The organism is Mesorhizobium sp. M0854, assembly GCF_040319815.1.
GTDB lineage: Bacteria > Pseudomonadota > Alphaproteobacteria > Rhizobiales > Rhizobiaceae > Mesorhizobium.
Map to the genome: position 1 here is coordinate 155,180 of NZ_JAMYOL010000007.1, position 24,849 is coordinate 180,028.

A 24,849-nucleotide genomic window follows, 5' to 3' on the forward strand; every position below is an offset into this window, starting at 1 on the left:
TTCTGGGCTCAGCTTTCCGGAAGAGGGTAGGGATGCGCGAGCAGCAGCGCGCGGCCGCTGGCCAGCGCGATTTCGAGCCGGCCATTGACCTCGTTGGAAATGGTCAGCGACGAGCCGAACGCAACCTCGACATGGTCGAGCGGCCATTTGGCGCCGGTGACGCTCAGGCCGGCGAGATCGGAGAAGCCGAGCACCGAAAACAGCGTGCCGTCGGCATAGTCGAAGCCAGTCTTTCCCGGCAGCAAGGGAATGCCTTCCTGTACGCCACTGGTCAAAAGCACTTTCGTCCCGCCTTCCGCCAGCCGGACGCTCAGCGCCAGATGCAGGAAGATGTGGTCGGTACGTTTGCCGCCGAAGGCGCCTGCGAGCACAAGGCTGGTCGCACCGCGTTCGAGCGCGGCGGCGATAGCGAGTTCACCGTCGGTCTTGTCTTTTTCGGCAGGAAACACCTGCCGTGGCACGGCGGCCAGATCCTCCGGCAACTCGGCAGGCACGGAATCGAAATCGCCGACCCAGAGTTCCGGCCTCAGGCCCAGCATACGGGCATGGCCGATGCCGGCGTCGGCGGCGATGACGCGCGAGCCTTCGACCTGGCGGTCGAGCAGCGGTGTGCGGATGAGATCGCCGCCAAGCAGGATGGTGAATGTGCTCATATCTCGTGGCCCTTACCAGCCCTGCCCCGGAAACGGAAGATGAAACGGCAGACGAAACGGAAGGCTGGGCTTTGGATGCCCGGCAAACTTCCGCTTGCGCAGCACTTCGGCCGGGCCTATGTGTCGCAACGCTCTAACGGGGTGCCGGACGCGATTTTCGCGGACCGGCTGAGAGGCAAGACTGCCAACCCGCTGAACCTGATCCGGTTTGTACCGGCGGAGGGATTAGACGTTTCGGACAGCCCGACGCCTCAATTCCTTTCAACGCGAACGAAGGAGGCGCCGATGCGCAGTTTTTTCCATTCTCTTGTCTCAATTGTCCTGCTTGCGGCATCCGCGCTCGCCCTGCCAGGGCAGGCATCGGCACAGGATAGACTGACGGTCTATACCTATGAAAGCTTCACCGCCGATTGGGGTCCGGGACCGGCGGTGAAGAAGGCCTTCGAGGCCGAATGCAGTTGCGTCGTCGAATTCGTCTCGGTCGCCGACGGCGTGGCGCTGCTCAACCGTGTGAAGCTGGAAGGCGCCGCGACCAAGGCCGATATCGTACTTGGCCTCGATACCAACTTAACCGCCGACGCCAAGGCAACCGGCCTGTTTTCGCCGCACGGCGCCGTCTCGGGCGTCAATGTGCCGGGCGGCTGGAGCGACGATATTTTCGTGCCGTTCGACTATGGCTATTTCGCCGTCGTCTACGATACCGAAAAACTGAAGAGCCCGCCGAAGAGCCTCAGGGAATTGGTCGAGGGCGATGCCGGAGAGAAGATCGTCATCCAGGATCCGCGCACCTCGACGCCGGGCCTTGGCCTGCTGCTGTGGGTCAAATCGGTCTATGGCGACAAGGCGCCGGAAGCCTGGGCCAAACTCAAGGCGAAGGTGCTGACGGTAACGCCGGGCTGGAGCGAGGCCTACGGCCTGTTCACCAAGGGCGAGGCGCCGATGGTGCTGTCCTACACCACCTCGCCGGCCTACCACATGGTCGCCGAAAACACCGAGCGCTACCAGGCGGCGTCCTTCGAGGAGGGCGAATATCTGCAGATCGAGGTTGCGGGGATCACCACCAAGGGCGCGAAGAACCCGCTGGCGGAAAAGTTCATTGCCTTCATGACCGGACCGAAATTCCAGGATGTCATTCCCGAAACCAACTGGATGTTCCCGGCCGGCAAAACCGACAAGCCGCTCAACCCGGCGTTCGACAAGCTGGTCAAGCCGACCAAGACCCTGCTGTTCAGCCCGGAAGACGTCGCGGCCAACCGCAAGGCCTGGGTCGATGAGTGGCTTGCGGCGATGAGCAGGTAGGGCTCAAGCCTCGTCGGATGTTTGCGCCAAGCCACCCCCCTCCGGCCTGCCGGCCATCTCCCCCTCAAGGGGGGAGATTGGCAGCTTCATTGCTGGCTCTTCCTTGGCAACGTTGGAGTGAGGCGAACGCGTGGGTGACACCCGATCTCCCCCCTCGTGGGGGAGATGTCCGGCAGGACAGAGGGGGGCGCGAAGGAACGCTGTCCTCGCTAAGAATCTCGAATCTGGTGGTCTAGCGTGCAACGCGCGGTATCATTGGACTCCCGCGTCACTGCCGGCATCGTCGCGCTCGCCGCCATCGCGCTGCTGATCGGCGGTGCATTCGCCGGGCTCGTCGTCGAAGCCACACGCGACCTGTCCGGCGCCGCCTCCGCTTTCGATTCCTATCTCTTGCGCGTCGTCCGTTTCACGCTCTGGCAGGCTCTGCTGTCGACCCTGCTCTCCGTTGCACCGGCGCTGTTCGTCGCGCGCGCCCTGTCGCGGCATCCGCGTTTTTTCGGGCGAGGCTTCATCCTCCAGCTTTTCGCCGTGCCACTGGCGCTGCCGGCCATTGTTGCCGCCCTCGGTGTCTTGGCGCTCTATGGCCGCGCCGGCTATTTCGCCGGCACGCTGGGCGCGCTAGGCGGCCAGAGCTGGCCCGGCATCTATGGCTTGTCGGGCATACTCGCCGCCCATGTCTTCTTCAACCTGCCGCTGGCGACGCGGCTGTTCCTGGAGGCGTTGCAGACCGTGCCGGCTAACCAATGGCGGCTGGCGAGCCAGCTTGGCATGGGGGCTGCGCCGGCCTTCCGGCTGATCGAATGGCCGCCGCTGCGTGCGGCCTTGCCCGGCGTTGCCGGGCTCGTTTTCATGCTGTGCATCACCTCCTTCACCATCGTGCTTACGCTCGGTGGCGGGCCGCGCGCGACGACGCTCGAGGTTGCCATCTACCAGGCGCTGCGTTTCGACTTCGACCCGGCGCGGGCGGTGACGCTGACCCTGCTGCAGATTGCCCTGACCTTCGTCGTCGTGCTGGCACTGACGCGGCTTGGCGCCAATATGACCGGCGACGCCAATCTGCCGGTGGCGCCGCGCCGGTATTTTTCAGCCGGTGCGGCCGAGACCGTGCTGAACGCGCTGGCGATCGGGCTCGCACTGCTGTTTGTCGCCGGGCCGATGGCGGCCACGCTGGCAGCCGGGCTTGGCGCCGATCTCGGCCGCCTGGCCGGCGAGAGCGCGGTGCGGCAAGCGACGGCGACCAGTGCCGTGCTCTCCCTCCTGTCGGCGCTGCTCTCTGTGGCGTTGTCGCTGTCGCTGGTGATGGCGCGCCGGGCGCTGGCGCTCACCCGGCGGAGCGGCAGGAGGACGCTGCTCGAACACCTGGCCGACACCGGTGCGGGGTTCGTCCTGGTGGTGCCGCCCATCGTCATCGGTGCCGGCTGGTTCTTGCTCCTGCGCACCGTCGGCGATGTCTTTGCGATCGCCCCTGTCATGGTCGTTGCGGTCAATGCGGTGATGGCGATGCCGTTCGCCATCCGCGCCATCCGCCCTGCCTATGACGCAGCGAGCGAACGCCACGAACGGCTCTGCGCACAGCTTGGCATCTCGGGCTGGAACCGGTTGCGGCTGGTCGATTGGCCGTCGCTGCGGCGGCCGCTCGCCACCGGCTTCGCGTTCGCCATGGCGCTGTCGCTCGGCGATCTCGGCGTCATTGCGCTGTTCGGCAGCGATTCCGTGCAGACCTTGCCCTATCTGCTGCTGGCGCGCATGGGCAGTTACCGCACCGAGGATGCCGCCGGCCTGGCGCTGCTGCTCGGCCTTGTCTGCCTGGCGCTGGTGTTGGCCGCGGACTGGCTGGGAAGGAGGGAGAAATCATGATGCCGATCAGCCCGGAACGGTCCATTTCGGTGGAAAAAGGCGCGGCCGTGCGGCTCGATAATGTCTCGTTCAGCTATGGTGAAACGCCGCTTATATTCGATGTCGATTTCCCGGCGTCGGAAATCACCGCCATCATGGGGCCGAGCGGTTCGGGAAAGTCGACGCTGCTCAATCTGGTGGCCGGCTTCGAGACGCCGCGGTCGGGCCGCGTGCTGATCGGCGGCGCCGACGTCAGCACTGCGCCGCCATCAGCGCGGCCGGTATCGATGGTGTTCCAGGAAAACAACCTGTTTGCCCATCTGTCCCTCGAGCAGAATGTCGGGCTCGGCCGCTCGCCTTCGCTCAGGCTGAGCGAGGCTGACCGCGCCGCAATCGCCGCAGCGCTGAAGCGCGTCGGCCTTGCCGGCAAGGAAAGCCGGCTGCCGCGCGAACTCTCCGGCGGCGAGCGGCAGCGCGTCGCGCTCGCCCGGGTCCTGGTGCGCGACCGGCCGGTGCTGTTGCTCGACGAGCCGTTCGCTTCGCTCGGACCGGCACTGCGCGACGACATGCTCGACCTGGTGGCCGACGTCCATTCGGAGCAGCGCATGACGGTGTTATTCGTCACGCACCAGCCGGACGATGCGCGCCGTATCGGCCAAAACATGGTTTTCCTGGATGGTGGCACGGTTGCCGCGACGGGCACCGCGGCCGATTTTTTCGTCGGGGCTGGACCGGAGGCATTCCGACGCTATATCGGCTCGGGTCCGTTTGCGGCTGGATCACGAGATGTTGCCCGGAAGCGGACATAATTTATGGTCAAACCGGCGGAAGGCGAAGCGGCGCTTGCTTGCCATGGTCGAGGTAGTGTGGCTAGGTCCGCCAGGAGCTGGTCCGGCCTAGACCGTGATTTGCCCTTGCTGCCTCGTATCTGTCGGACGCACGAAGGACGCCGTAGCACTTGATTTGCGCGTGATGCTTTCCGGAAATCGCGCCCGATTTTCGCGGTCACGTGCCAGGACTTGAAAGGAAGCCGATCTGCCGACCGGCATCGACAATCGGAGGGTGAAACCGCTGGCGCGCTTTCTGGCGCTGGCCGGTCTTGCCGTGGCGCTGGCAAGCTGCCAGATGTTCACGCCTCCCGACGTGCAGGAATCAGGCTTTCAGCCCTCAGACAAGCCGATCACGGTCGACAATGTCGCCGCCAACGGCAAGCTCGCTCAACTGGCGAAGGCGCAGCACCCGCGCATCCTCGCCACCTATGGCGGCGAGTATTCCGACCCCAAGCTCGAGCGCATGGTGGCCAAGATCGTCGGCAGACTGACCGTGGTGTCGGCCAACCCAACCCAGACCTACCGCATCACCATCCTCAACTCGCCCAACGTCAATGCCTTCGCGCTGCCGGGCGGTTATCTCTACATCACCCGCGGGCTGCTGGCGCTGGCCAACGATTCCGCCGAGCTGGCCGCCGTCATTGCGCATGAGATGGGCCACGTTACAGCCAACCACGGCCTGCAGCGCCAGCAGCTGGAAGCCGAAGAGGGGTTGGCGACCAAGGTCGTTTCGGACGTGCTCGGCGACAACCCGACGGCCAAGGCGGCGCTGATCCGCGGCAAGCTGAGGCTGGCCCAGTTCTCGCGCAATCAGGAGCTGGAGGCGGACGCCATCGGCATCAAGTCGATCGGCGAAGCCGGTTTCGACCCCTACGCCGCCGGCCGCTTCCTGCAGTCGATGTCGGCCTATACCGATTTCCGCTCGATCAGCGGCGCCACCGACGCCAGCCTCGACTTCCTGGCGACGCACCCCAACACGCCGCAGCGTATCGATCTCGCGCAGCGCCACGCCCGCCAGTTCGGCGCGCCTGGTGTCGGGTCGCGCGACCGCGATTCATTTCTTGCCGGCGTAGACGGGCTGCTTTACGGCGACACGCCGGAGGAAGGCTACGTGCGCGGCGAAACCTTCCTGCACCCTGGCCTCGGTGTGTCGTTCTCGGTGCCCAACGGTTTCGTCATCGACAATTCGGCGGCGGCGGTGACGGCCACAGGCCCGGGCGACATGGCAATCCGCTTCGACGGCGTTTCGATCGACAAGGACCGCTCGCTGACCGACTACATCCGCAGCGGCTGGGTTGCCGGCCTCGACGACAGCAGCGTGCGCCAGGAGACGATCAACGGCAACGAAGCGGCAACCGCGCATGCCGGCGCCGATGGCTGGCAATTCGACATTGCGGTGATCCGCGCCGGCGGCCAGGTCTACCGCTTGCTGACTGCTGCACCGTCGGCCAGCACCTCGCTGAGCACGGTGGCGCGCTCGGTCAGCGGCTCGTTCCGCATCCTGAGTGCTGCCGAGAAGGCGGCGTTGAAGCCGCTGCGTATCCGCATCGTCACGGTGCAGCCCGGCCAGACAATGGGCTCCCTGGCCGCGCAGATGGTCGGCGTCGACCGCAAGCTGGATTTGTTCAGGGTGCTCAACGCGCTGTCGCCGGGTGCCGCGGTTTCGGCCGGCGACAAGGTCAAGATCGTCACCGACAAATAGCAGGCGACGCGATTCAGGCTGCGAGAAATTCCGGATTCTGCTTTACCAGCGCCACCTTGAGCTTTTCCATGGCGCGCGCCTCGATCTGCCGGACACGTTCCTTGGAGATGCCGAGCGTCTCGCCGAGCGCTTCGAGCGTCGCGCCCTCGTCGCTCAGCCGGCGTTCCTCGATAATCCTGAGCTCGCGCGCATTGAGAGCGCCGAGTGCCGTCTTCAGCCACACCGAGCGGCGTTCGACGTCGATCGTATCGCCGACGACCTCATCGGGCAGCGGGTCATCCGAAACCAGGAACTCCATCCGCTCGGTTGCGCCCGCATCGTCGGCTAGCGGCGTGTTGAGCGAGCTGTCCGGCGCCGAAAGGCGGGAATCCATCATCGCCACATCGGCTTCCGATACCCCGAGAGCCGCCGACACTTCGCGGTAGAGCGTGGCATTCGACGTCTGCTCGGCGCCGTTTGCCAGGCGGGCGCGCAGACGCCGCAGGTTGAAGAACAGCGCCTTTTGCGCCGAGCTGGTGCCGCCGCGCACGATCGACCAGTTGCGCAGGATATAGTCCTGCATCGAGGCGCGAATCCACCAAGTCGCGTAGGTCGAGAACCGCACCTCGCGCTCGGGTTCGAAACGGGCCGCGGCCTCCAGCAGCCCGACATGGCCTTCCTGGATCAGGTCGCCCAGCGGAAGGCCGTAGTGGCGAAACCGCGACGCCATGGAAATGACCAGCCGCATATGCGCGACGGTGATGCGGTGCAGCGCGTGCTGGTCATTGTTTTCCTTCCAGCGCAGCGCCAGGAGATGCTCTTCGTCACGTTCCAGATAAGGGGCTTTCATCGCCGCGCGAACCATGGTCCGTCCTGCACTGTCTTCCATCATGCCGCGCTCCTGCTTCAGGCGTTGCGGTGCGATCGAATCGTGAGTTGGCGCCGATGGTTGAAATGGCGGCGCCGCGCCCTACAACAGCGAAGAACGTGCCATGCGGGGGAATGTTCCCCCGGACTGTCATGTCGATTGCGCTGTTCCAGGCGATTCGCCGCCGGCCTTGACTCAGCCGGATGGCGCCGGGAGATGCTGGTTGAGAATTGGATTTCAAGGGCGCGGGATTTTTGAAATTCAGTTTCTTATTCTGGCATCGCGCATCTGTCATTTTCCGGCACTCGCAATGACGCCGGACACCGGCCAAGGACGGATCACAGAAAAATGAAATGGCTCAAATCGCTCATCATCGCCGGAACGCTGCAGGTTCTGGCCATCGCCGCCGGTCACGCCGGCGCCAATCTCGACCAGATCAAGCAGTCCGGCGTCTTCAAGGTCGGCACAGAAGGAACCTATGCGCCCTTCACCTATCATGATGCTTCCGGCGCGCTGGTCGGCTTCGACGTCGAGATCGCGCGCGCCATCGCCGAGCGCCTCGGCGTCAAAGCCCAGTTCCTCGAAGGCAAATGGGACGGGCTGATCGCCGGTCTCGACGCCAACCGCTACGATGCCGTCATCAACGAGGTCGGCATCACCGAGGCGCGCAAGGCCAAATATGCTTTCTCCGATCCCTACATCGCCTCCAAGGCGGTGCTGATCGTGCGCGGCGACAACACCGACATCAAGGGTTTCGCCGATCTCAAGGGCAAGAAGGCGGCGCAATCGCTGACCTCGAATTTCGGCAAGCTGGCTGAAACCAATGGCGCCGAGCTCGTCGGCACCGACGGCTTCGACCAGTCGATCCAGCTGCTTCTTACGGGCCGCGCCGACGCCACCATCAATGACAGCCTGTCCTTCCTCGACTTCAAGAAGCACAAGCCCGACGCCAATGTGAAGATTGCCGCCCAGGAAGAAAACGCCGACTATTCCGGCGTCATCGTGCGCAAGGGCGATCCGGAACTGGTGGCCGCCATCAATAAGGCGCTGGCCGACATCAAGGCCGACGGCACCTACAAGAAAATCGCCGACACCTATTTCGGCCAGGACGTTTCGAAGTAAAACGGCTTTCTCGTGTGGGCCGAACGCAGGCCCACGTCGTTCATATCGCGGCGAGCTGTCTTTTGACGGCCCGCCGCTTTCGCGTGATATGAGCGACGGCAATCTGGCAAGGAGGAGCCTTCGTGCCGCACTGGCTGCAATTGATGCTGGAATCCCTGCCTACGCTGCTATGGGCTGCACTGATCTTCACCGTGCCGCTGACGCTGCTGTCGTTTGCATTCGGTCTTGTCCTAGGCCTGGTTGTGGCGCTTGTCCGGCTGTTCGGTCCCAAACCGCTGGTCGCCGTGGTCCGCTTCTACGTCTGGATATTCCGCGGCACGCCGCTTCTCGTGCAACTGTTCCTTATCTTCTACGGCCTGCCATCGGTCGGCATCCTGCTCGACGCCTTTCCGGCAGCACTGATCGGCTTCACCTTGAACATCGGTGCTTATTCATCGGAAATCATCCGCGCCGTCATCGGTTCGGTGCCCAAGGGCCAGTGGGAAGCGGCCTATTCGATCGGCATGACCTGGGCCCAGGCAATGCGGCGCACCATTCTTCCACAGGCGGGGCGCGTCGCCGTGCCGCCGCTGTCCAACACCTTCATCTCGCTGGTCAAGGACACTTCGCTCGCCGCCGCCATCACCGTGCCGGAGATGTTCCAGGCAGCGCAGCGCATCGTCGCCACCACCTATGAGCCGCTGATCCTCTATGTCGAGGCAGCGGCCCTCTATCTGATCATGAGCTCCGTGCTGTCGGCCTTGCAGGCGCGGCTGGAAACGCGGCTCAACCGTTATGGCGGCTTCCTGGAGGCGCGCGCATGATCGGCCTCACCAACATCGAAAAGCGTTTCGGCGACAATCTTGTGCTGAAGGGCGTGACCGTCACCATCGAGGAAGGCAGCGTTACGGCGCTTGTCGGACCGTCGGGCGGAGGGAAAAGCACGCTTTTGCGCTGCATCAACCTGCTCGAGCTCCCGACTTCAGGCACGGTACGGATCGGCGACGATGCACTCGAATTCCGCCCCGGCGGCAGGGTCTCGACCAGGGATATCCAGCGGCTGCGGCTGCAGACCGGCATGGTGTTCCAGAATTTCCAGCTGTTTCCGCATCGCACCGCGATCGAGAACATCATGGAGGGGCTGGTGACGGTGCTGAGATGGCCCAAGGAGAGGGCGCGCGAACGGGCGCTGGCCCTGCTCGAAAAGGTCGGCATGGCGCACAAGGCCGATGCCTGGCCGGCGACGCTGTCAGGTGGCCAGCAGCAGCGCGTGGCGATTGCCCGGGCTCTGGCGCCTTCGCCGAAAGTCCTGCTCTGCGACGAGCCGACCTCGGCACTCGATCCGGAACTGGCGCAGGAGGTGGTCGATGTGCTCGGCAAGCTCGCCAGTGAGGGCACGACCATGGTGATGGCGACGCATGATCTGCGGCTCGCCTCCAAGATCGCGCGGGAAGTGGTGTTCCTCGATGCCGGCAACATCGTCGAACAAGGGCCGGCCGCGGTGCTGTTCAGCAATCCGGAGCGCCAGCGGACCAAGCGGTTCATCGCCACGCTGAAGCACGAGGCGGAGAGGGAAGGCGGCGGCGAAGGTTAGATATGCCCGTCGCCGGTCAGCCAAAACAAAAAACCCGGCGCGAGGCCGGGTTTTTCTGGATTCGAAAGCAAAAAAACTCAGGCGGCTTCTTCCTGCTCGGCTTCCTCGTTGTCGGCCTTAGCGCCGCGCTTCGGGCCCTTGTTGAGGTTCACCTCGATGAGGCGGACCGCTTCGGTCTCCGACATGCGGTTGACGGCCGCGATCTCGCGGGCCATGCGGTCGAGGGCCGCCTCGTAGAGCTGGCGCTCGGAATAGGACTGCTCCGGCTGGTTATCGGCGCGGTAAAGGTCGCGCACCACTTCCGAGATCGAGATCAGATCGCCGGAGTTGATCTTGGCGTCATATTCCTGGGCACGGCGTGACCACATGGTGCGCTTGACGCGGGCGCGGCCCTGCACGACCTTCAGCGCGCGCTCGACATAATCCTCTTCCGACAGCTTGCGCATGCCGATCGAGGTCGCCTTGGCGACCGGCACCTTGAGGCGCATCTTGTCCTTCTGGAAGTCGATGACGAACAGCTCCAGCTTGTGGCCCGCGACTTCCTGCTCATCAATCGAGACGATCTGGCCGACACCATGCGCCGGATAAACGATGTATTCGCCGGTCTTGAAACCGTGGCGCGCTGCGGTGGACTTCTTCTGCGGGGTGATCGTTGCCATTACGCCCTGAACTCCTTGTTGTGGTACCGGCATCGTGCCGGCCCGAACTCGTGCGACCGGGGTGACCGGTCCTTAGCCACACAACGATGAACTCACCGGAAAGGCCAGGACCGGCAAATCGCAACATTGCGACCGCCTGCCCCAGATCGCTCTGGTCCGGATTGAGAAATTCACCTTTCAGTGATTTGGGGCGTTTGCGCCATAAATCGACGTTGTGTCACCGGCATGTTTGGCTGATATAACACAAAAAGTCGGAAGAATCAAGGTTTTGCTGCACGCGCGAAGGCCGCGCGCCGTCGCCGCCTGTCAAGGCAGTTAATGTATCACGTCTGTTACGCGGCGTCAGGCCACCGCAGCCGGCAGGCTCGTCAGTCGCCTTCGCCGGGCTCCGGGGAGAAATATTTCTCGAACTTGCCAGTTTCGCCATCGAAATTTTTAGCGTCGGCCGGCGGCTCCTTCTTGGCGGTGATGTTGGGCCATTTCTCGGCATATTCGGTGTTGATCTGCAGCCATTTGTCGAGACCCGACTCGGTGTCGGGCTTGATTGCGTCGGCCGGGCATTCCGGTTCGCAGACGCCGCAATCGATGCACTCGTCCGGGTGGATGACGAGCATGTTCTCACCTTCGTAGAAGCAGTCGACCGGACAGACCTCGATGCAGTCCATGTATTTGCATTTTATGCAATTGTCGGTCACGACATAGGTCATTGGTCGGCTCCGGGACGTCCCATTTTGTTGGGCTTTTTTGGTGAGGTAACGCCTTTGTCCGCTGGTGGCAAGGGCGGCCCCTGCCAGCGGTGCCGCGGTTTCCGGAATGGAATTCCGGAAGGCCGGCAAAGCGGGCGTTCGACCTTGCTCAATCGTCGCCGAGCAGGTGGTCGGTCTGGGCGGCGTTCCTTCTTCGTCGGGCGACCGCTGCCGGCCTCGCGCAACGGCGGCACCGCGTCCGGAAGCGCCTCGCCCTTGGGCGCGGGGGGCGGCGACATGTCCTCGTAGAGCAGGCGGGCCTCTTCGGCCGGGCCACGCCGTACGCCGGTGCCAAGGACCTTCCAGACGAAGATCCGCCGCTCCAGCGTGATGGTCAAAACGTCGCCCGGCCGGACCGTGTCGGAGGCCTGCGCTGCTTTGTCGCGATTGATGCGGACGCGTCCGGCGACGACCAGCTTGGCTGCCAGCGTGCGCGATTTTACCGCGCGCGAGAAGAACAACCACTTGTCGATGCGCTGGCGGGCATCAGTGACCATTGGACGAGCAGCTTACTTCTTCAGCTGGTCGCGCAACGCGGCGAGCTTGGCGAAGGGCGAGTCCGGGTCGAAGCGGACCGGGCGTTCCTCACGCGGCTTTGGCTGGAAGGCGGGTTTTGCGCCTTGGGCGCCGCCTTTGCCGTCCTGCCGGCCAGCCTTCCAGTCGGGCCGGTTTTCGCGCCGGTCCGGGCGTTCACCTTGCGGCTTGCCGGCGCGCTGCTCTACCGCCTCGCCTTGCGGCCTGGGCTTGAACTTGCTGCGATCGAAGCGCGGCTTGCCGGCGCCGTCGCGCTGGTCGTGGCGCCCCTGACGGGCGGGCCGGTCGCCCGGCGTCGCTTGCCCGCCGGCATCTACCGGCGCATCGCTGCGGCTGTCCGGCGCAGCTTGACCACTGCGCGCGCGATTGTCCCGATGATTGTCCCGGGGGCGGTTGTCATGCTGGCGATGACGCGGGCGCTGGTCGAAACGACCCTGCCGCCATAACAGGACAGGTTTTGGCTCCTCGGCTTCTGGAGCAGCTTCGCCGGCGACGGCTTCCGTCGTTGCTGCAGGTTCGGCCGGCGATGCTTCCGTAGTTTCGAGAACCGGCGGCTCTACCGGTGCCGCAGCCTCAGTTTCCGCCCCAAGTTCCGCCGTTGGCTCGGCCGCTGGTTCCGCAGGCGCTTCAGCAGTTGCCTCCGCGGCGGGCCGGGTCTCTTGCGTGACTTCTGCCGCAGCTTCAGGGGCTGGAGCTTCCGCGACAGGCTCTGCCGTCGCTTCGGTCACAGCTTCGGCCGCCGCCTCCGCAACAGGAGCCGCATCCGACACAGGTTCCGAAGCCTCCGCCGGCGGCTCTGCCGCGGCAGATGCTTCCGCCATCCTCGCCTGCTCGACTCGCGCAGTCTCTTCCGCCGCCTGCTTTGCAGCGGCAGCTTCACGCGCGGCATTGTCCTGTGCTTCGAGCCGCGCCTTGACCTCGGCCGCCGGTTTGGCATCGGCGCGATAGCCGAGTCCCTTCAGGATTTCTTCCATGTCGTCGGCGGTGGCGCCGAGAATCGACATCATCGGCGGCGTCACCATGAAGGACTGGCCGTCATAGGCGCCGTCGGGGCGAGGGCCGAGGCCCGGCTTCCAGTTGGTCGCCGGCCGGATCAGGTCGGCCAGCCGTTCGAGAATATCGACGCGTACAGCACGCCGGCCAAGATTGCGGTAGCCGGCAAGCTTGTAGAAGGTCTTGTCGAAGGTCGGATCGATGACCACCGAGGTGCGGCCGGAGGCCAGTGCGTGAACGACATCGCCGAAACCGGGCTTGTCCTTGCCGTCGTTTCTCAGCGCCCACAGCAGCGTTACCAGCCCGGCCGGCGCCGGCTTGATCAGCGCCGGCACGAAGACATGGTAGGCGCCGAAGCGCACGCCGAGACGGCGAAGCGCCGCGCGGCCTTCCTGGTCGAGCGATTTCATCTCGTCGGCGATGTCGCGACGGTTGATGAGACCGAAATGCTCGACGAGCTGGAAAGCAATGCCGCGGCCGATGCCGGTGATCTGCTCGGCATTCTTGAGGTCGACCAGCGGCTTCAGCAGGGATTCGATCTGGAAGTTTACGAAGCGCTCGGCGCGCGCCGCAACCTTGTCGCGTGCCGGGCCGGTGAGTTGCTCGTCGGCCAGCAGAACCAGACGCGGCTTCAAAGCGTCTTCGCCGGCGACCAGCGTGCCGATCGGCGCGCCGATCCAGCGCAGCGTGCCATCCGAACCCAGCGCGATGTCGCCATTGGCCGAGGCGCCGAAGCGCTCGGCCCGCGCCTCGAACTCGGCGGCAAGCGCCTTCTGCGCCGCCGCCCGCACCGCCTTGGCGTCTTCGCCGCCGGCGCTCTGGTCGGCGGTGAAGCGGAAACCTTGCAACTCGCCGACGTGATGGCCTTCGACGAGGACGGTTCCGGTTGGGCTGATTTCGGCTTCAGGCATCGTGTTTTCTCTAAGGCGCCGCATGAGGACGGAAGTCCTGCGGTCTACAAAACGTTTCGTCAACCGCTCATGCAGCGCATCCGACAATCTGTCTTCGATTTCGCGCGTCTTTTCCTGCCAGTGTGCCCGATCGGCCAGCCAGCCGGGCCGGTTGGAAACGAAGGTCCATGTGCGGATCTGGGCAATCCTGTGCGACAGCGTGTCGATGTCGCCTTCGGTGGTGTCGGCACGGCGCACCTGCTCGGCCATGTAGTTCTCGTCGACATGGCCGTGCCTGGCAAGGTCCATGTAGATGGAGGCGATCAAGTCGGCGTGCTGGGCCGGCGCGATCTTCCTGTAGTCGGGCAGCGCGCAGGCTTCCCACAGCAGCGCCACGCGCCTGGCATCGGTGGTGAGTGCCCGGACGTCCTCGTCGCGCGACAGATGCTCGAGCGCCTGCGCGTCTACTGCCGGCAGCGCGCGCGTCAGGCCTTCGACCGGGGCGTTGGTCTCAATCGAGCGCTTCAGCGCATCAAGGTTGGCGAAATCGAAATGCGCGGTGCGCCACTGCAGTACTTTCACCGGGTCGAAATCATGCGCCTCGATTTTGTTGACCAGTTCATCATCCAGCGGATCGACCTGGCCGGTGACGCCGAAGGTGCCATCGCGCAGATGCCGGCCGGCGCGGCCGGCAATCTGGCCGAGCTCGGCCGCCGTCAGGTTGCGGTACTGGTAGCCGTCGAATTTACGGTTCTGGGCGAAGGCGACATGGTCGAGGTCGAGGTTGAGGCCCATGCCGATGGCGTCGGTGGCGACGAGGTAGTCGACGTCGCCCGACTGGAACAGCGCCACCTGGGCGTTGCGGGTGCGCGGGCTGAGTGCGCCGAGCACGACGGCGGCACCGCCCTGCTGGCGGCGGATCAGCTCGGCGATGGCATAGACCTCGTCGGCCGAGAAGGCGACGATCGCCGTGCGCCGCGGCAGGCGGGTCAGCTTCTTCGAGCCGACATAGGCAAGATGCGAGAGGCGTGGTCGCGTCACCACCGACACGCCCCGCAGCAGGCGCTGCAGAATGCCGTGCATGGTGGCCGCGCCCAGCAGCAGCGTCTCCTGGCGGCCGCGCAGATGCAGGATGCGATCGGTGAAGATGTGGCCGCGTTCGAGATCGCCGGCGAGCTGGACCTCGTCGATGGCAACGAAGGCGGCGTCGGTCTCGCGCGGCATCGCTTCCACGGTGCAGACCGAGTATTTCGCGCCCGCCGGCTGGATCTTTTCCTCGCCGGTGATGAGCGCCACCTTATGGGCGCCGACCTTCTCGCAGACGCGCGTATAGACCTCGCGGGCAAGCAGCCTGAGCGGCAGGCCGATGACGCCGCTTTCGTGCGCCACCATGCGTTCGATGGCGAGATGGGTCTTGCCGGTGTTGGTCGGGCCGAGCACGGCCGTCACGTCTCGACCCGACAGGATCAGCGGTTCAGTGTGTTTCGGATGGATGTTCATCGGCCTGGAAATAAGGCTCTCTGCCTCGCATTGTCGGGAGCGCGCCCATATTGGCCGCGTATGACAGGCGACACATAGGGATTTCGGGCGCGAAGCGAAAGCGGAATATGCCGAGGGCAGGCCGATTGGTTGGTTCGAAGCCAGAAAATCTGTTCCCGATTAACAGTTGGAACGAGTCTGGAACGAATCAGCGACGAATCACTGACTCGCGCTGATTCAGGGTTTGTTCACGGCTACATCTGGGTTTTCTGTCGGCATACCTCACCACATGCTGAATCACGGAAACTGGCCCGATTTATGCAAGCGGCATCCAAGCGAGCACTGCGGTTAACCTTTGCCGGTGAATGGTCGTGGCTGGCCAACCTGCTTCGCACAACATTATGAAATTATTGATGTTTCCTAATGCGCTTTAATCATTTCGCGGGTGTTTTCAGCTCTCGCCGTTAACGCTCCGCTCAAAGCCGGAACGAATCGGCGACGAATCAGCGATAGCTGAAGTTTCTTGGTTTGTTCACCGCAACATGTTGTGTCGTGAACAGCTTTTCCACCGAGAATCCACAGGCTGCCGGGCGGCTTTTGCACAAGCTGCGAGTTTGCCGTTAACCTTTGCGTGCCGGATTGGGGCAGCGTGCTGCATCGAGATCTTGCAACGGGAAGACCGCTATAGAAACGGGCCGTTTTGCAGGCCCGTTCGTCCAAGCGAGGATCTGTCTCAACGTAAAGACAAACGATCAGGCGACGTACTGGCCGCCATTGGCTGATATGGTCGAGCCGGTGATGAAACCGGCATCGTCGGAAGCGAGGAAGACGACGCAGCGCGCGATCTCCTCCGGCTCGCCGAGACGGCCGACCGGGATGTGCGGGATGACGCGCTCGTTGAGGACCTTCTCGTCCATTGCCTTGACCATCTCGGTGGCGATGTAGCCGGGGCAAATGACGTTGACGGTGATGCCGGCGCGCGCGCCTTCCTGGGCCAGTGCCTTGGTGAAGCCGATATCGCCGGCCTTCGAGGCCGAATAATTAACCTGGCCGACCTGGCCTTTCTGACCGTTGATCGAGGAGATGGTGATGATGCGACCGAACTTACGATCGCGCATGCCGCCCCACAACGGATGCGTCATGTTGAAGACGCCGGAAAGGTTGGTGTCGAGGACCTCTTTCCATTGCTCGCGGGTCATCTTGTGGAACATCGCGTCGCGAGTGATGCCGGCATTGTTGACCAGCACCGAGACGGGACCGAGATCGGCTTCGATCTGTTTGATGCCGGCGGCGCAGGCCTCGTAGTCGGCGACGGACCATTTATAGACCGGGATGCCGGTCGCGGCCTTGAACTTTGCCGCCGCTTCTTCATTGCCGGCGTAGTTTGCGGCGACCGAATAGCCGGCGCTTTTCAAGGCGACCGATATCGCCGCGCCGATGCCGCGCGACCCGCCTGTGACGATTGCAACCTTTGTCATATGTCCTCCCGGGAAATGCAGATGACTGAGCGTTGAAGCGGTGGGGTTTGCCCTCTTTCCCTACTCGCCTTGCGCCAGCATCCTATTCGTATCGCTTATCTCATCACAATGCTTCCACGCACATGGCAACACCCATGCCGCCGCCGATGCACAGCGTGGCAAGGCCTTTCTTGGCACTTCTGCGGCGCATCTCGTAGACCAGCGTGTTGAAGATGCGGGCGCCCGAGGCGCCGACCGGATGGCCGATGGCGATGGCGCCGCCATTGACGTTGACGATGGCCGGATTCCAGCCCATGTCCTTGTTGACGGCGCAGGCCTGCGCGGCAAAGGCCTCGTTGGCTTCGACCAGATCGAGGTCGCCAACCGACCAGCCGGCCTTGGCCAGCGCCTTGCGCGAGGAGGGGATCGGTCCCGTCCCCATGATCTGCGGGTCGACACCGGCGGTCGCCCAGGAAACGATGCGCACCAGCGGTGTGATGCCGCGCCTTGCGGCTTCCGCTTCGGTCATCAGCACCACGGCGGCGGCGCCGTCGTTGATGCCGGAAGCATTGGCAGCAGTCACCGTGCCTTCCTTGTCGAAGGCGGGCTTGAGCTTGGTCATGGCATCGATTGTCGCGCCGTGGCGGATGTATTCATCCTGGTCGACGACGGTGTCGCCCTTCCTGCCCTTGACTGTAAAGGCAACGATCTCGTCCTTGAATTTCCCGGCTTTCTGCGCGGCCTCGGCCTTGTTCTGGGAAGCCAGTGCGAACTGGTCCTGGTCGTCGCGGGTGATCTGGAACTGGCGGGCGACGTTCTCAGCGGTGTTGCCCATATGATAGCCATAGAAGGCATCGGTCAGGCCGTCCTTGATCATGGTGTCGATCAGCTTGAAATCGCCCATCTTGACGCCACCGCGCAGATGCTGTGCATGCGGAGCCATCGACATCGATTCCTGGCCGCCGGCAACGATGATCCTCGCGTCGCCCTGGGCGATCTGCTGCATGCCGAGCGCGATGGCGCGCAAGCCCGAGCCGCAGAGCTGGTTCAGGCCCCAGGAGGTCGCCTCCTGCGGTACGCCGGCAGCCATTGCCGCCTGCCGCGCCGGGTTCTGCCCTTGAGCCGCGGTCAGAATCTGGCCGAGAATGACCTCGTCCACCTCCTTGCCGTCGACGCCGGCACGGACCAGCGCTTCCCTGACGGCGACGGCACCCAATTCATGGGCTGGGGTGTTGGCGAAGGCGCCGTTGAAGGAGCCGACGGGCGTGCGCGCTGCACTGGCGACAACGATGGCGTTGGAAGCGGACATGTTCTTCTCCAGGCTTTCGGGGAACGATTTCGGGTGCCGTCGGGGACTTTTCTTGCCCTTTCCACAACCCGAGTCAAACCCGAAATGGGCATGGCGTCCCACTCCCGCAAGCATGCCGCCCGTCGCTGCGACGGCGGCCCGTCCGTGCTGCGCAGCATAAAATGTTCCCGCACTGCACAAACTGCTTGGATTCATGGCGCTTTTGCGCATATCCTTTAAAAAGGCGCAATCGTTACCGGCGGCTTACTTAAGCTGCCCGGTGTCCGGGGAGGATGCAGATGGCCGCAAAAGACGAACCTATTGTTATCAAGAAATATGCCAATCGCCGTCTCTACAATACGGGCACCAGCACCTATGTGACGCTCGAGGATCTCGCTGAAATGGTCAAAAGAGGCGAGGACTTTACTGTCCAGGACGCCAAGACCGGTGACGACATCACGCATCCGGTACTGACCCAGATCATCTTCGAGCTGGAGAACAAGGACGGGCAGAACATGCTGCCGATCCCGTTCCTGCGTCAGCTCATCGCCTATTATGGCGACCAGATGCAGATGATCGTGCCGAGCTTTCTCGAACAGTCGATGCTGGCCTTCTCGAAGGAGCAGGAGCGCTTTCGCGAGCAGATGAAAGATGCGCTCGGCAAGTCGCCGATGGACATGATGAAGATCGCTACGCCGATCAAGGTGCTGGAGGAGCAGACGCGGCGCAACATGGAAATGTTCCAGAACGCCATGCGGCTGTTCACGCCGTTCCCGCCCGCGGGCTCGGCGCCGGCAGCAGCGCCGGCCGAACCGGCCAGGAAGGAAACGCCGGAAAAACCCGACGACCTCCAGGAGCTGAAGGAGCAGATCGCCGCGATGCAGCGCAAGCTCGACACCATGTCGTGATTGCCGGGGCGAGGCGCCGCGTCGAACCTTCGCTCAGGTGCCGCTGAGACTTCGCAAACAGCGCGGCTAGAGCTGCTCCGGCAGCGGCCCCTGGTAGCGGGCGCGTGGCCGGATCAGGCCGTTGCTTGTCACCTGCTCCACGGCATGCGCGGCCCAGCCGACGCTGCGGCCGAGCGCGAACAGGCGGAACGGCGCATCGGACGGCAAACGGAGACCGCGCGTCAGCGCGGCCAAAGCGAAATCGACGTTCGGGCGCATGCCCGTTGCCGCAAAGGCCGCATTGCAAAGCCGTAACAGCCCATCATCGACATCTATCGCGGCCAGCAACGGTTCCGCACGCGGATCGCCGTCGGGATAAAGCGGATGGCCAAATCCGGGCAGCGGCCTGTCGTGACCGAGCCAGCGTCCGACAGCCGCATCCGGCCCCAATCTCTGCGCATCTTCCGCCAGCATCATGACCGCCTCCGCGGCGCCGCCATGACGCGGCCCAGAGAGCGTGGCGAGGCCGGCAAGCAGGCAGGCCGAAACAGGTGCGCCGGTGGACGCGGCGACCCGTGCGGCGAAGGTCGATGCGTTCAATTCGTGATCGGCCAACAGCACCAGTGAGCGGCGGATCAAGTCTGCACCGGCCGCATCGAGCGACCATCCCCGCGCCAGCCTTTCGTGCACGGCACCAGTTCCGGGAATCGCGCCGAGCGCCTGGGCCAAAGCGGCGATGGCGCCGGCCGCATCGTGGTTGAGCGAAGCCGATCTTCGGCCGAGCGAAGGCCGGCCGTTGGCCGCCAACGCGGCCAATTCCGCGAAGGCAGCCGGCCGGCCAGTTGCGCCGTTGCCATGGCGGCTCGCCGAGACGAACGACACTGGTACGTCAGATGCCCAAAGCAGGTTTGCCGTCTGCTCCAGCGTGGCAGCCTCGCAGAGAGCAACCGCATCCTGGCCGCGATAGACAAGGCGGCCATGCAAAACGGTCGAGATCGTGGTGGCGATCGCCGGCTCACCCCAGGCAATTGCACTTTCGGCGATTGCCTGCGGATTTCGGCCACGAGCCCGGCGGCTCGCCAGCGCCGCGATGTCGTCGGCGCGATACTGGCTGCGGCGTGGATCCGCCCGGTCCGGCCGCACGCCGATGCGCCCGCGGCTGACATAGGCATAGAGGGTCTGGGCTCGCACCTTGAGACGCTTCAGGGCTTCGTCCCGCGTCAGCCACTCCGTCATGTCAGCCTTGTCATATTGATTCCATTGATCAAGATTGATGGTCCAGTCACCAACCCTTATTTACCACCCGGAAAGGGTCAAGGAGAAAACCGATGGCGAATGGGCTCGATGATGTTGTGGCGGCGGAAACGGTGCTCTCCGATGTCGACGGTCTTGGTGGCCGCCTGACCATCCGGGGCCATTCGTTGCCCGAACTGGCAGGTCGCTGGAAATACGCCGAGGTGGTTCATCTGCTGTTCGACGGCTTTTTCGACGATCTTCCCGACGGCAGGGAGCTGGCGAACGCGATCGGTCGGGCGCGCAGCGAAGTGTTCGAGCAGATCAAACCCTTGCTGCCGTTTCTCACATCCGTCGATATCTACAGCGCGATGCGCGCCGGTATTGCCCTGCTGCCGGATGGTGACAAATTGTCGGACGCGCTGCGGCTGGTTGCGGCACCTGCCGTGCTGACGCCGGCCTTGCTGCGCTTGCAGCGCGGCGAACGCCCGATTGCGCCCGATAGCAAGGCCGATCATGCCGCCGACATGCTGCGGATGCTGACCGGCATTGCGGCCTCGCCTAAATTGGCGAAGGCGCTCGATGCCTATCTCGTGACGGTTTGCGACCATGGCCTCAACGCATCGACCTTCGCCGCGCGCGTGGTCTCTTCGACGCAGGCCGGGCTTACTTCGGCGGTGCTGGCCGGGCTCGGAGCGCTCAAGGGGCCGCTGCATGGCGGCGCGCCAGGTCCGGTGATTGAGATGCTGGATGCGATCGAGGCGCATGGCGACGCCGCCGGCTGGCTGCGTGGCGAGATCGCGCGCGGCCGCCGCATCATGGGCTTCGGCCATCGCATCTATCGCGTGCGCGATCCGCGTGCCGACGTGCTGAAAGCGGTGGTGCGCCAGCTCGGCGCCAGGGGCGAAAGCGGCCACCGGCTGGCGTTTGCCGAAAGCGTGGAGCAAGCGGCGCTCGAAGTGCTCCGCATCGCCAAGCCGTCGCGCTCGCTCCAGACCAATGTCGAGTTCTTCACAGCACTTCTGCTGGAAGCGGCGGGCTTTCCGAAAGAGGCGTTCACCGACGTCTTTGCTGCCGGGCGCGTCGCCGGCTGGATTGCCCATGCGCGCGAGCAGCAGACGAGCGGACGGCTGATCCGGCCGCAGTCGCGCTATATCGGGCCGGTGCCGGACCTCGTCGCCTGAGGATTTTTCCCTCGCATACTTGCGAAAACCGGTCGCAACAGCCGGTGCCGAACACCTCTCTCGTCGGGACGAGAGAGGTCTACATGACAAAAATTTCATGTCATTGCTCCACACATCCGCTGTTCTTGGGTGACAGAGAGCCTATATGTTGCAGTGCAGCATGGTTCCACGGGAGCCCGCCTCGAAAGGAATAAAGCCGCCTTGACCGCCAGAAAAACCGCCATCGTCACCGGTTCCACCTCGGGCATCGGCCTGGCCATTGCCCACGCGCTCGCGGCCGAAGGCTGCAACGTCGTCGTCAATTCCTTTTCCGACACCGCCGACGATCACGCCATCGCCGACGCGATTGCGAAGCACCACGAGGTGAAGACCGTCTACGTCAAGGCCGACATGTCGAAGCCGGCCGAGTGCCGGGCTTTGGTGGCGAAGGCAGCCGAGGCATTCGGCTCGGTCGACATCCTGGTCAACAACGCCGGCATCCAGCATGTCGCACCGGTCGAAAGCTTCCCGATCGAGAAATGGGATGCGATCATAGCCATCAACCTGTCATCGGCCTTCCACACCATCGCAGCCGCCATCCCGTTGATGAAACAGGCCGGTGGCGGCCGGATCGTCAACGTCGCCTCGGCCCACGGCCTTGTCGCCTCGCCGTTCAAGTCGGCCTATGTCTCGGCCAAGCATGGCATTATGGGCTTGACCAAGACTGTCGCCCTGGAGCTGGCGCGCGACAAGATCACCTGTAATGCCATTTGTCCGGGCTATGTGCTGACGCCGCTGGTCGAGGCGCAGATCCCCGACCAGATGAAGGCCAACAAGATGGACCGCGAGACGGTGGTCCGTGAGGTCATGCTCGACAGGCAGCCTACCAAGGAGTTCGTCACCGTCGAGCAGGTTGCGGCGGCCGCGGTGTTCCTATGCTCGGATGCGGCGGCGCAGATCAACGGCACGCACATCTCTGTCGACGGCGGCTGGACCGCTCAGTGAGGCTTCCAGCGGTCAAGGGCCACGCCATGCCGAAAAACGGCAAGGCGGAAGAGCCAAAGAAGATCAATGTCGCGCTGCAAGGCGGCGGCTCGCACGGGGCGTTTTCCTGGGGCGTGCTCGATCGGCTGCTCGAGGACGGGCGCCTCGACATAACGGCGGTTTCGGGCACCAGCGCCGGCGCCATGAATGCCGTGGCGCTGGCCGACGGCTTTGTCCGCGGCGGTGTCGACGGCGCGCGGCGGAAGCTCGACGATTTCTGGCGTGCGGTGGCGGCAAAGGGCCGCTTCAGCCCGGTGCAGCGCATGCCTTGGGACGTCGCCTGGGGCAATTGGTCGATCGAGAACACGCCCGGCTATTTCCTGTTCGATACGATGTCTCGGGTATTTTCGCCCTATGTCGCCAATCCGCTCGCCATCAATCCGCTGCGCGACGTGGTCGAACGTGAGATCGATTTCGACAATGTGCGCGCCTGCAAGTCGATTGAACTGTTCATTTCCGCTACCAATGTCGAGACCGGCCAGTTGCGGGTCTTCTCGGACGGCGAGATCGACCTCGACACGGTGATGGCGTCGGCCTGCTTGCCGCAATTGTTCCGTGCCGTCGAGATCAAGGGCGTGCCCTATTGGGATGGCGGTTATGGCGGCAACCCGGCATTGTTCCCGTTCTTCAAGACGGCGGCCACCGAGGACGTGCTTTTGGTGCAGATCAATCCGGTGGTCCGCGAGGGAACGCCGAAGAGCGCCAATGAGATCCAGAACCGCATCGACGAGATCACCTTCAATGCCGGGCTGTTGCGCGAATTCCGCTCGATCGCCTTCGTCAAGGAACTGATCGCCGCCGGCCGATTGCCGCACGGCGAATATCGCGACATCCGCATGCACCGCATCGATGCCGACGAAGCGTTCAAGGATCTGTCGGCATCGTCCAAGGTCAATGCCGAATGGGCGTTCCTTGTCTATCTGCGCGACCTCGGCCGCACCGCAGCCAGTGATTGGCTGGAAGAAAATTATGACGCCGTCGGCAAGCGGCCGACGATCGATCTGTCCGGCGAACTCGACGATGGCTTGAAGCCGGTGCGCGGGCCGGCGCCGGGCCGGCGGGTAAAGGAATTTCTTGCGGCGCGCAAGCAGCCCGAGGCCGCCCGCCGTCCGGCCTAGCTGCTTCGCAAAGCAGATGGCATTCGCAATCTGTCCAATCATCCTGACACTTGCTGCCATGCCGCTGTTTTGGCAATCAACAGCCGATGCTGCGGCCGCATCTTTGCGGACAAAGCAACAATCCATCAACTTTTCTGACTATATTGCGATGCAACTTTGAGGTAGAAGCGCGCTTCGCCGATCACGGCAATTTGAATACGGCCTCGCGCGCACCCATATCGGCGACGCGCCCCAAGTAGAAGATGCGGCCTGGCCGAACCCCGCGCACTGGAAAAAATGACGATGCCGAAATTCAGGTTTCACAAGCTTGCAGCCATTGTTGTGCTCATCGGGTTCGCTGGCTGGATGGCGACAGGCGAGTTCTCGTCCGTCGGCAGCGCGTCCGCCGACAACAAGCCCAAGGCAGGAGAGGTCGAGCAGCCCAAGGCAGCCGACGCAGGCAAGCCCCAAACTGGTAAACAGGGGGCTGCCAAGCCGGGGACTGCCGAGGCGGAACAGCCCAAGGCGCCGTTACGCACGGTCGCGATCATAACCCCGCCGCGGCGCACCTATGCACGCGCTATCCGCATTTCCGGACTGACCGAAGCCGACAAGCGCGCCGTCCTGGCGACACGCGTCGCCGGCGTCATCGACAAGCTGCCGGTCAAGCAGGGTCAGCACGTCAAGACCGGCGACCTGATCCTGATGCTTGCCGCCGAGGAAAAAATCTCGGCGGTCGACAACGCCAAGCAGCTTGTCGTGCAACGTGAGGCAGAGCTGGCAGCTGCCCTGCGGCTGATGAAAACCGGCAACCTGCCCAAGCTGCAGCTCGACACGGCCCGCTCCAACCTGACGCTGGCCAAGTCGCAACTGGAGGCCGTGCAAGCCGAGCTCGACCGCAACGAGGTGAAGGCGCCCTTCGACGGCGTCATCGACCGGGTGCCGGTGGAGCTTGGCAGTTCCGTCATGCAGGGCGGCGAAGTGGCGACCATTCTGAAGCTCGATCCGGTGATCGCCCGCGGCGAAGTCAGCGAACGCGATCTCGGCTATCTGAAGATCGGCGACAAGGCCGATGTGCGTCTGGTCAGCGGCCAGAATGTCGAGGGCACGGTGCGCTACATCAGCCGCGATGCATCTTCGGCTACCCGTACCTTCCGCGTCGAAGTCGCCATCCCCAACGCCGATGGTTCCGTACCGGCCGGCATGACGGCAGAAATTGCGCTCAGCGCCCAGCCGACCGACGCCGTCATGCTGCCGCGCTCGGTGGTGACGCTCGGCGACAAGGGCGATCTCGGCATTCGCGCCGTCGACAAGGACGACGAGGTCGTGTTCTTTCCGATCGACCTGGTCGACGACACGCCGACCGGCCTGGTGCTCGGCGGCATTCCGGCCGACGCCCGCATCATCGTCGCCGGCCAGGAGCTGGTGAAGGAAGGCGAAGTGGTCAAGCCGGTCGAAGCCGACCAGGCGACCATTCAAAAGCTGTTGGGCGAAGCGACGGCCGGGACGCAGTAATC

Annotated in this window: 21 protein-coding genes, 1 pseudogene and 1 riboswitch; of the genes and pseudogenes, 13 read left to right on the forward strand and 9 right to left on the reverse strand. The window is 64.0% G+C overall.

The features are described from left to right. Positions 1-8 precede the first annotated feature (8 nt). Complete coding sequence (locus NKH99_RS14240; protein ID WP_352540290.1) at positions 9-653, reverse strand: thiamine diphosphokinase; 645 nt, start codon at positions 651-653, stop codon at positions 9-11. Between the two features lie 127 nt (positions 654-780). Further along, positions 781-895: riboswitch (TPP riboswitch) on the forward strand. A 43-nt stretch (positions 896-938) separates the two neighbouring features. Here NKH99_RS14240 and thiB point away from each other — a divergent pair. The 4 genes from thiB (at position 939) to NKH99_RS14260 (ending at position 6,320) form a co-directional block, all read left to right on the forward strand. Further along, positions 939-1,952, forward strand: coding sequence for a thiamine ABC transporter substrate binding subunit (gene thiB, locus NKH99_RS14245; RefSeq protein WP_352683378.1), 1,014 nt, complete (start codon positions 939-941; stop codon positions 1,950-1,952). A 237-nt stretch (positions 1,953-2,189) separates the two neighbouring features. Further along, the gene (gene thiP / locus NKH99_RS14250; protein ID WP_353014425.1) at positions 2,190-3,809 is read left to right on the forward strand and encodes a thiamine/thiamine pyrophosphate ABC transporter permease; all 1,620 of its coding nucleotides are present in this window, start codon (positions 2,190-2,192) and stop codon (positions 3,807-3,809) included. Beyond that, positions 3,806-4,597: a thiamine ABC transporter ATP-binding protein gene (thiQ, locus tag NKH99_RS14255; protein WP_352613421.1), complete on the forward strand. Its 792-nt coding sequence runs from the start codon at positions 3,806-3,808 to the stop codon at positions 4,595-4,597. The genes thiP and thiQ overlap by 4 nt, the downstream gene beginning before the upstream one ends. Before the next feature lie 253 nt (positions 4,598-4,850). Further along, positions 4,851-6,320 (forward strand): M48 family metalloprotease, encoded by a 1,470-nt coding sequence (locus NKH99_RS14260; RefSeq protein ID WP_352683380.1) that lies wholly within the window; start codon positions 4,851-4,853, stop codon positions 6,318-6,320. Between the two features lie 13 nt (positions 6,321-6,333). On the opposite strand, the gene NKH99_RS14265 is transcribed toward NKH99_RS14260, so the two are convergent. Further along, positions 6,334-7,191 carry an RNA polymerase factor sigma-32 gene (locus NKH99_RS14265; RefSeq protein ID WP_353014426.1) on the reverse strand — a complete coding sequence of 286 codons (858 nt, stop codon included), beginning with the start codon at positions 7,189-7,191 and terminating at the stop codon, positions 6,334-6,336. Between the two features lie 324 nt (positions 7,192-7,515). Between NKH99_RS14265 and NKH99_RS14270 the strand changes: the two genes are divergently transcribed. From NKH99_RS14270 to NKH99_RS14280, 3 genes are all read left to right on the forward strand, one after another. After that, the gene (locus tag NKH99_RS14270) at positions 7,516-8,289 is read left to right on the forward strand and encodes an amino acid ABC transporter substrate-binding protein (protein ID WP_352768306.1); all 774 of its coding nucleotides are present in this window, start codon (positions 7,516-7,518) and stop codon (positions 8,287-8,289) included. Positions 8,290-8,411: 122 nt separating this feature from the next. Continuing rightward, positions 8,412-9,092 (forward strand): ABC transporter permease subunit, encoded by a 681-nt coding sequence (locus tag NKH99_RS14275; protein ID WP_352471183.1) that lies wholly within the window; start codon positions 8,412-8,414, stop codon positions 9,090-9,092. Then, on the forward strand, positions 9,089-9,862 hold the full coding sequence (locus NKH99_RS14280; protein WP_352814922.1) for an amino acid ABC transporter ATP-binding protein: 774 nt from the start codon (positions 9,089-9,091) through the stop codon (positions 9,860-9,862). Before NKH99_RS14275 ends, NKH99_RS14280 begins: the two co-directional genes overlap by 4 nt. A gap of 77 nt (positions 9,863-9,939) precedes the next feature. Here the strand turns inward: NKH99_RS14280 and NKH99_RS14285 are convergent, their stop codons facing one another. The 6 genes and pseudogenes from NKH99_RS14285 to NKH99_RS14310 form a co-directional block, all read right to left on the reverse strand. Further along, a complete protein-coding gene (locus NKH99_RS14285) occupies positions 9,940-10,521 on the reverse strand; it encodes a CarD family transcriptional regulator (RefSeq protein ID WP_006327799.1) in 582 nt (193 codons plus the stop codon). Between the two features lie 368 nt (positions 10,522-10,889). Continuing rightward, positions 10,890-11,228 (reverse strand): ferredoxin FdxA, encoded by a 339-nt coding sequence (gene fdxA, locus NKH99_RS14290; protein ID WP_292664799.1) that lies wholly within the window; start codon positions 11,226-11,228, stop codon positions 10,890-10,892. Positions 11,229-11,376: 148 nt separating this feature from the next. Beyond that, positions 11,377-11,764 (reverse strand): annotated as a pseudogene (locus tag NKH99_RS14295) (RNA-binding S4 domain-containing protein). A 12-nt stretch (positions 11,765-11,776) separates the two neighbouring features. After that, positions 11,777-15,184, reverse strand: coding sequence for a helicase-related protein (locus NKH99_RS14300; protein WP_353014427.1), 3,408 nt, complete (start codon positions 15,182-15,184; stop codon positions 11,777-11,779). A gap of 731 nt (positions 15,185-15,915) precedes the next feature. Next, a complete protein-coding gene (gene phbB / locus NKH99_RS14305; protein WP_352767641.1) occupies positions 15,916-16,641 on the reverse strand; it encodes an acetoacetyl-CoA reductase in 726 nt (241 codons plus the stop codon). A 103-nt stretch (positions 16,642-16,744) separates the two neighbouring features. Further along, positions 16,745-17,929: an acetyl-CoA C-acetyltransferase gene (locus NKH99_RS14310; RefSeq protein WP_352540282.1), complete on the reverse strand. Its 1,185-nt coding sequence runs from the start codon at positions 17,927-17,929 to the stop codon at positions 16,745-16,747. Between the two features lie 278 nt (positions 17,930-18,207). Between NKH99_RS14310 and phaR the strand changes: the two genes are divergently transcribed. Next, positions 18,208-18,816: a polyhydroxyalkanoate synthesis repressor PhaR gene (gene phaR, locus NKH99_RS14315; RefSeq protein ID WP_023678449.1), complete on the forward strand. Its 609-nt coding sequence runs from the start codon at positions 18,208-18,210 to the stop codon at positions 18,814-18,816. Between the two features lie 66 nt (positions 18,817-18,882). Here the strand turns inward: phaR and NKH99_RS14320 are convergent, their stop codons facing one another. After that, on the reverse strand, positions 18,883-20,031 hold the full coding sequence (locus tag NKH99_RS14320; protein ID WP_353014428.1) for a citrate/2-methylcitrate synthase: 1,149 nt from the start codon (positions 20,029-20,031) through the stop codon (positions 18,883-18,885). Between the two features lie 92 nt (positions 20,032-20,123). Here NKH99_RS14320 and NKH99_RS14325 point away from each other — a divergent pair, with 92 nt between their 5' ends. The 5 genes from NKH99_RS14325 to NKH99_RS14345 all read left to right on the forward strand — a co-directional run bounded on the left by NKH99_RS14325 (position 20,124) and on the right by NKH99_RS14345 (position 24,847). Further along, positions 20,124-21,212: a citrate synthase/methylcitrate synthase gene (locus NKH99_RS14325; protein WP_352767643.1), complete on the forward strand. Its 1,089-nt coding sequence runs from the start codon at positions 20,124-20,126 to the stop codon at positions 21,210-21,212. 201 nt (positions 21,213-21,413) lie between these two features. Beyond that, a complete protein-coding gene (locus NKH99_RS14330; RefSeq protein ID WP_352489286.1) occupies positions 21,414-22,196 on the forward strand; it encodes a 3-hydroxybutyrate dehydrogenase in 783 nt (260 codons plus the stop codon). Between the two features lie 26 nt (positions 22,197-22,222). Beyond that, positions 22,223-23,353 carry a patatin-like phospholipase family protein gene (locus tag NKH99_RS14335; RefSeq protein WP_353014448.1) on the forward strand — a complete coding sequence of 377 codons (1,131 nt, stop codon included), beginning with the start codon at positions 22,223-22,225 and terminating at the stop codon, positions 23,351-23,353. Between the two features lie 16 nt (positions 23,354-23,369). Continuing rightward, positions 23,370-23,513, forward strand: a complete 144-nt coding sequence (locus NKH99_RS14340) for a hypothetical protein (protein ID WP_352452504.1) — start codon at positions 23,370-23,372, stop codon at positions 23,511-23,513. Positions 23,514-23,635: 122 nt separating this feature from the next. Then, on the forward strand, positions 23,636-24,847 hold the full coding sequence (locus NKH99_RS14345) for an efflux RND transporter periplasmic adaptor subunit (protein WP_353014429.1): 1,212 nt from the start codon (positions 23,636-23,638) through the stop codon (positions 24,845-24,847). The last annotated feature ends 2 nt before the right edge of the window (positions 24,848-24,849 follow it).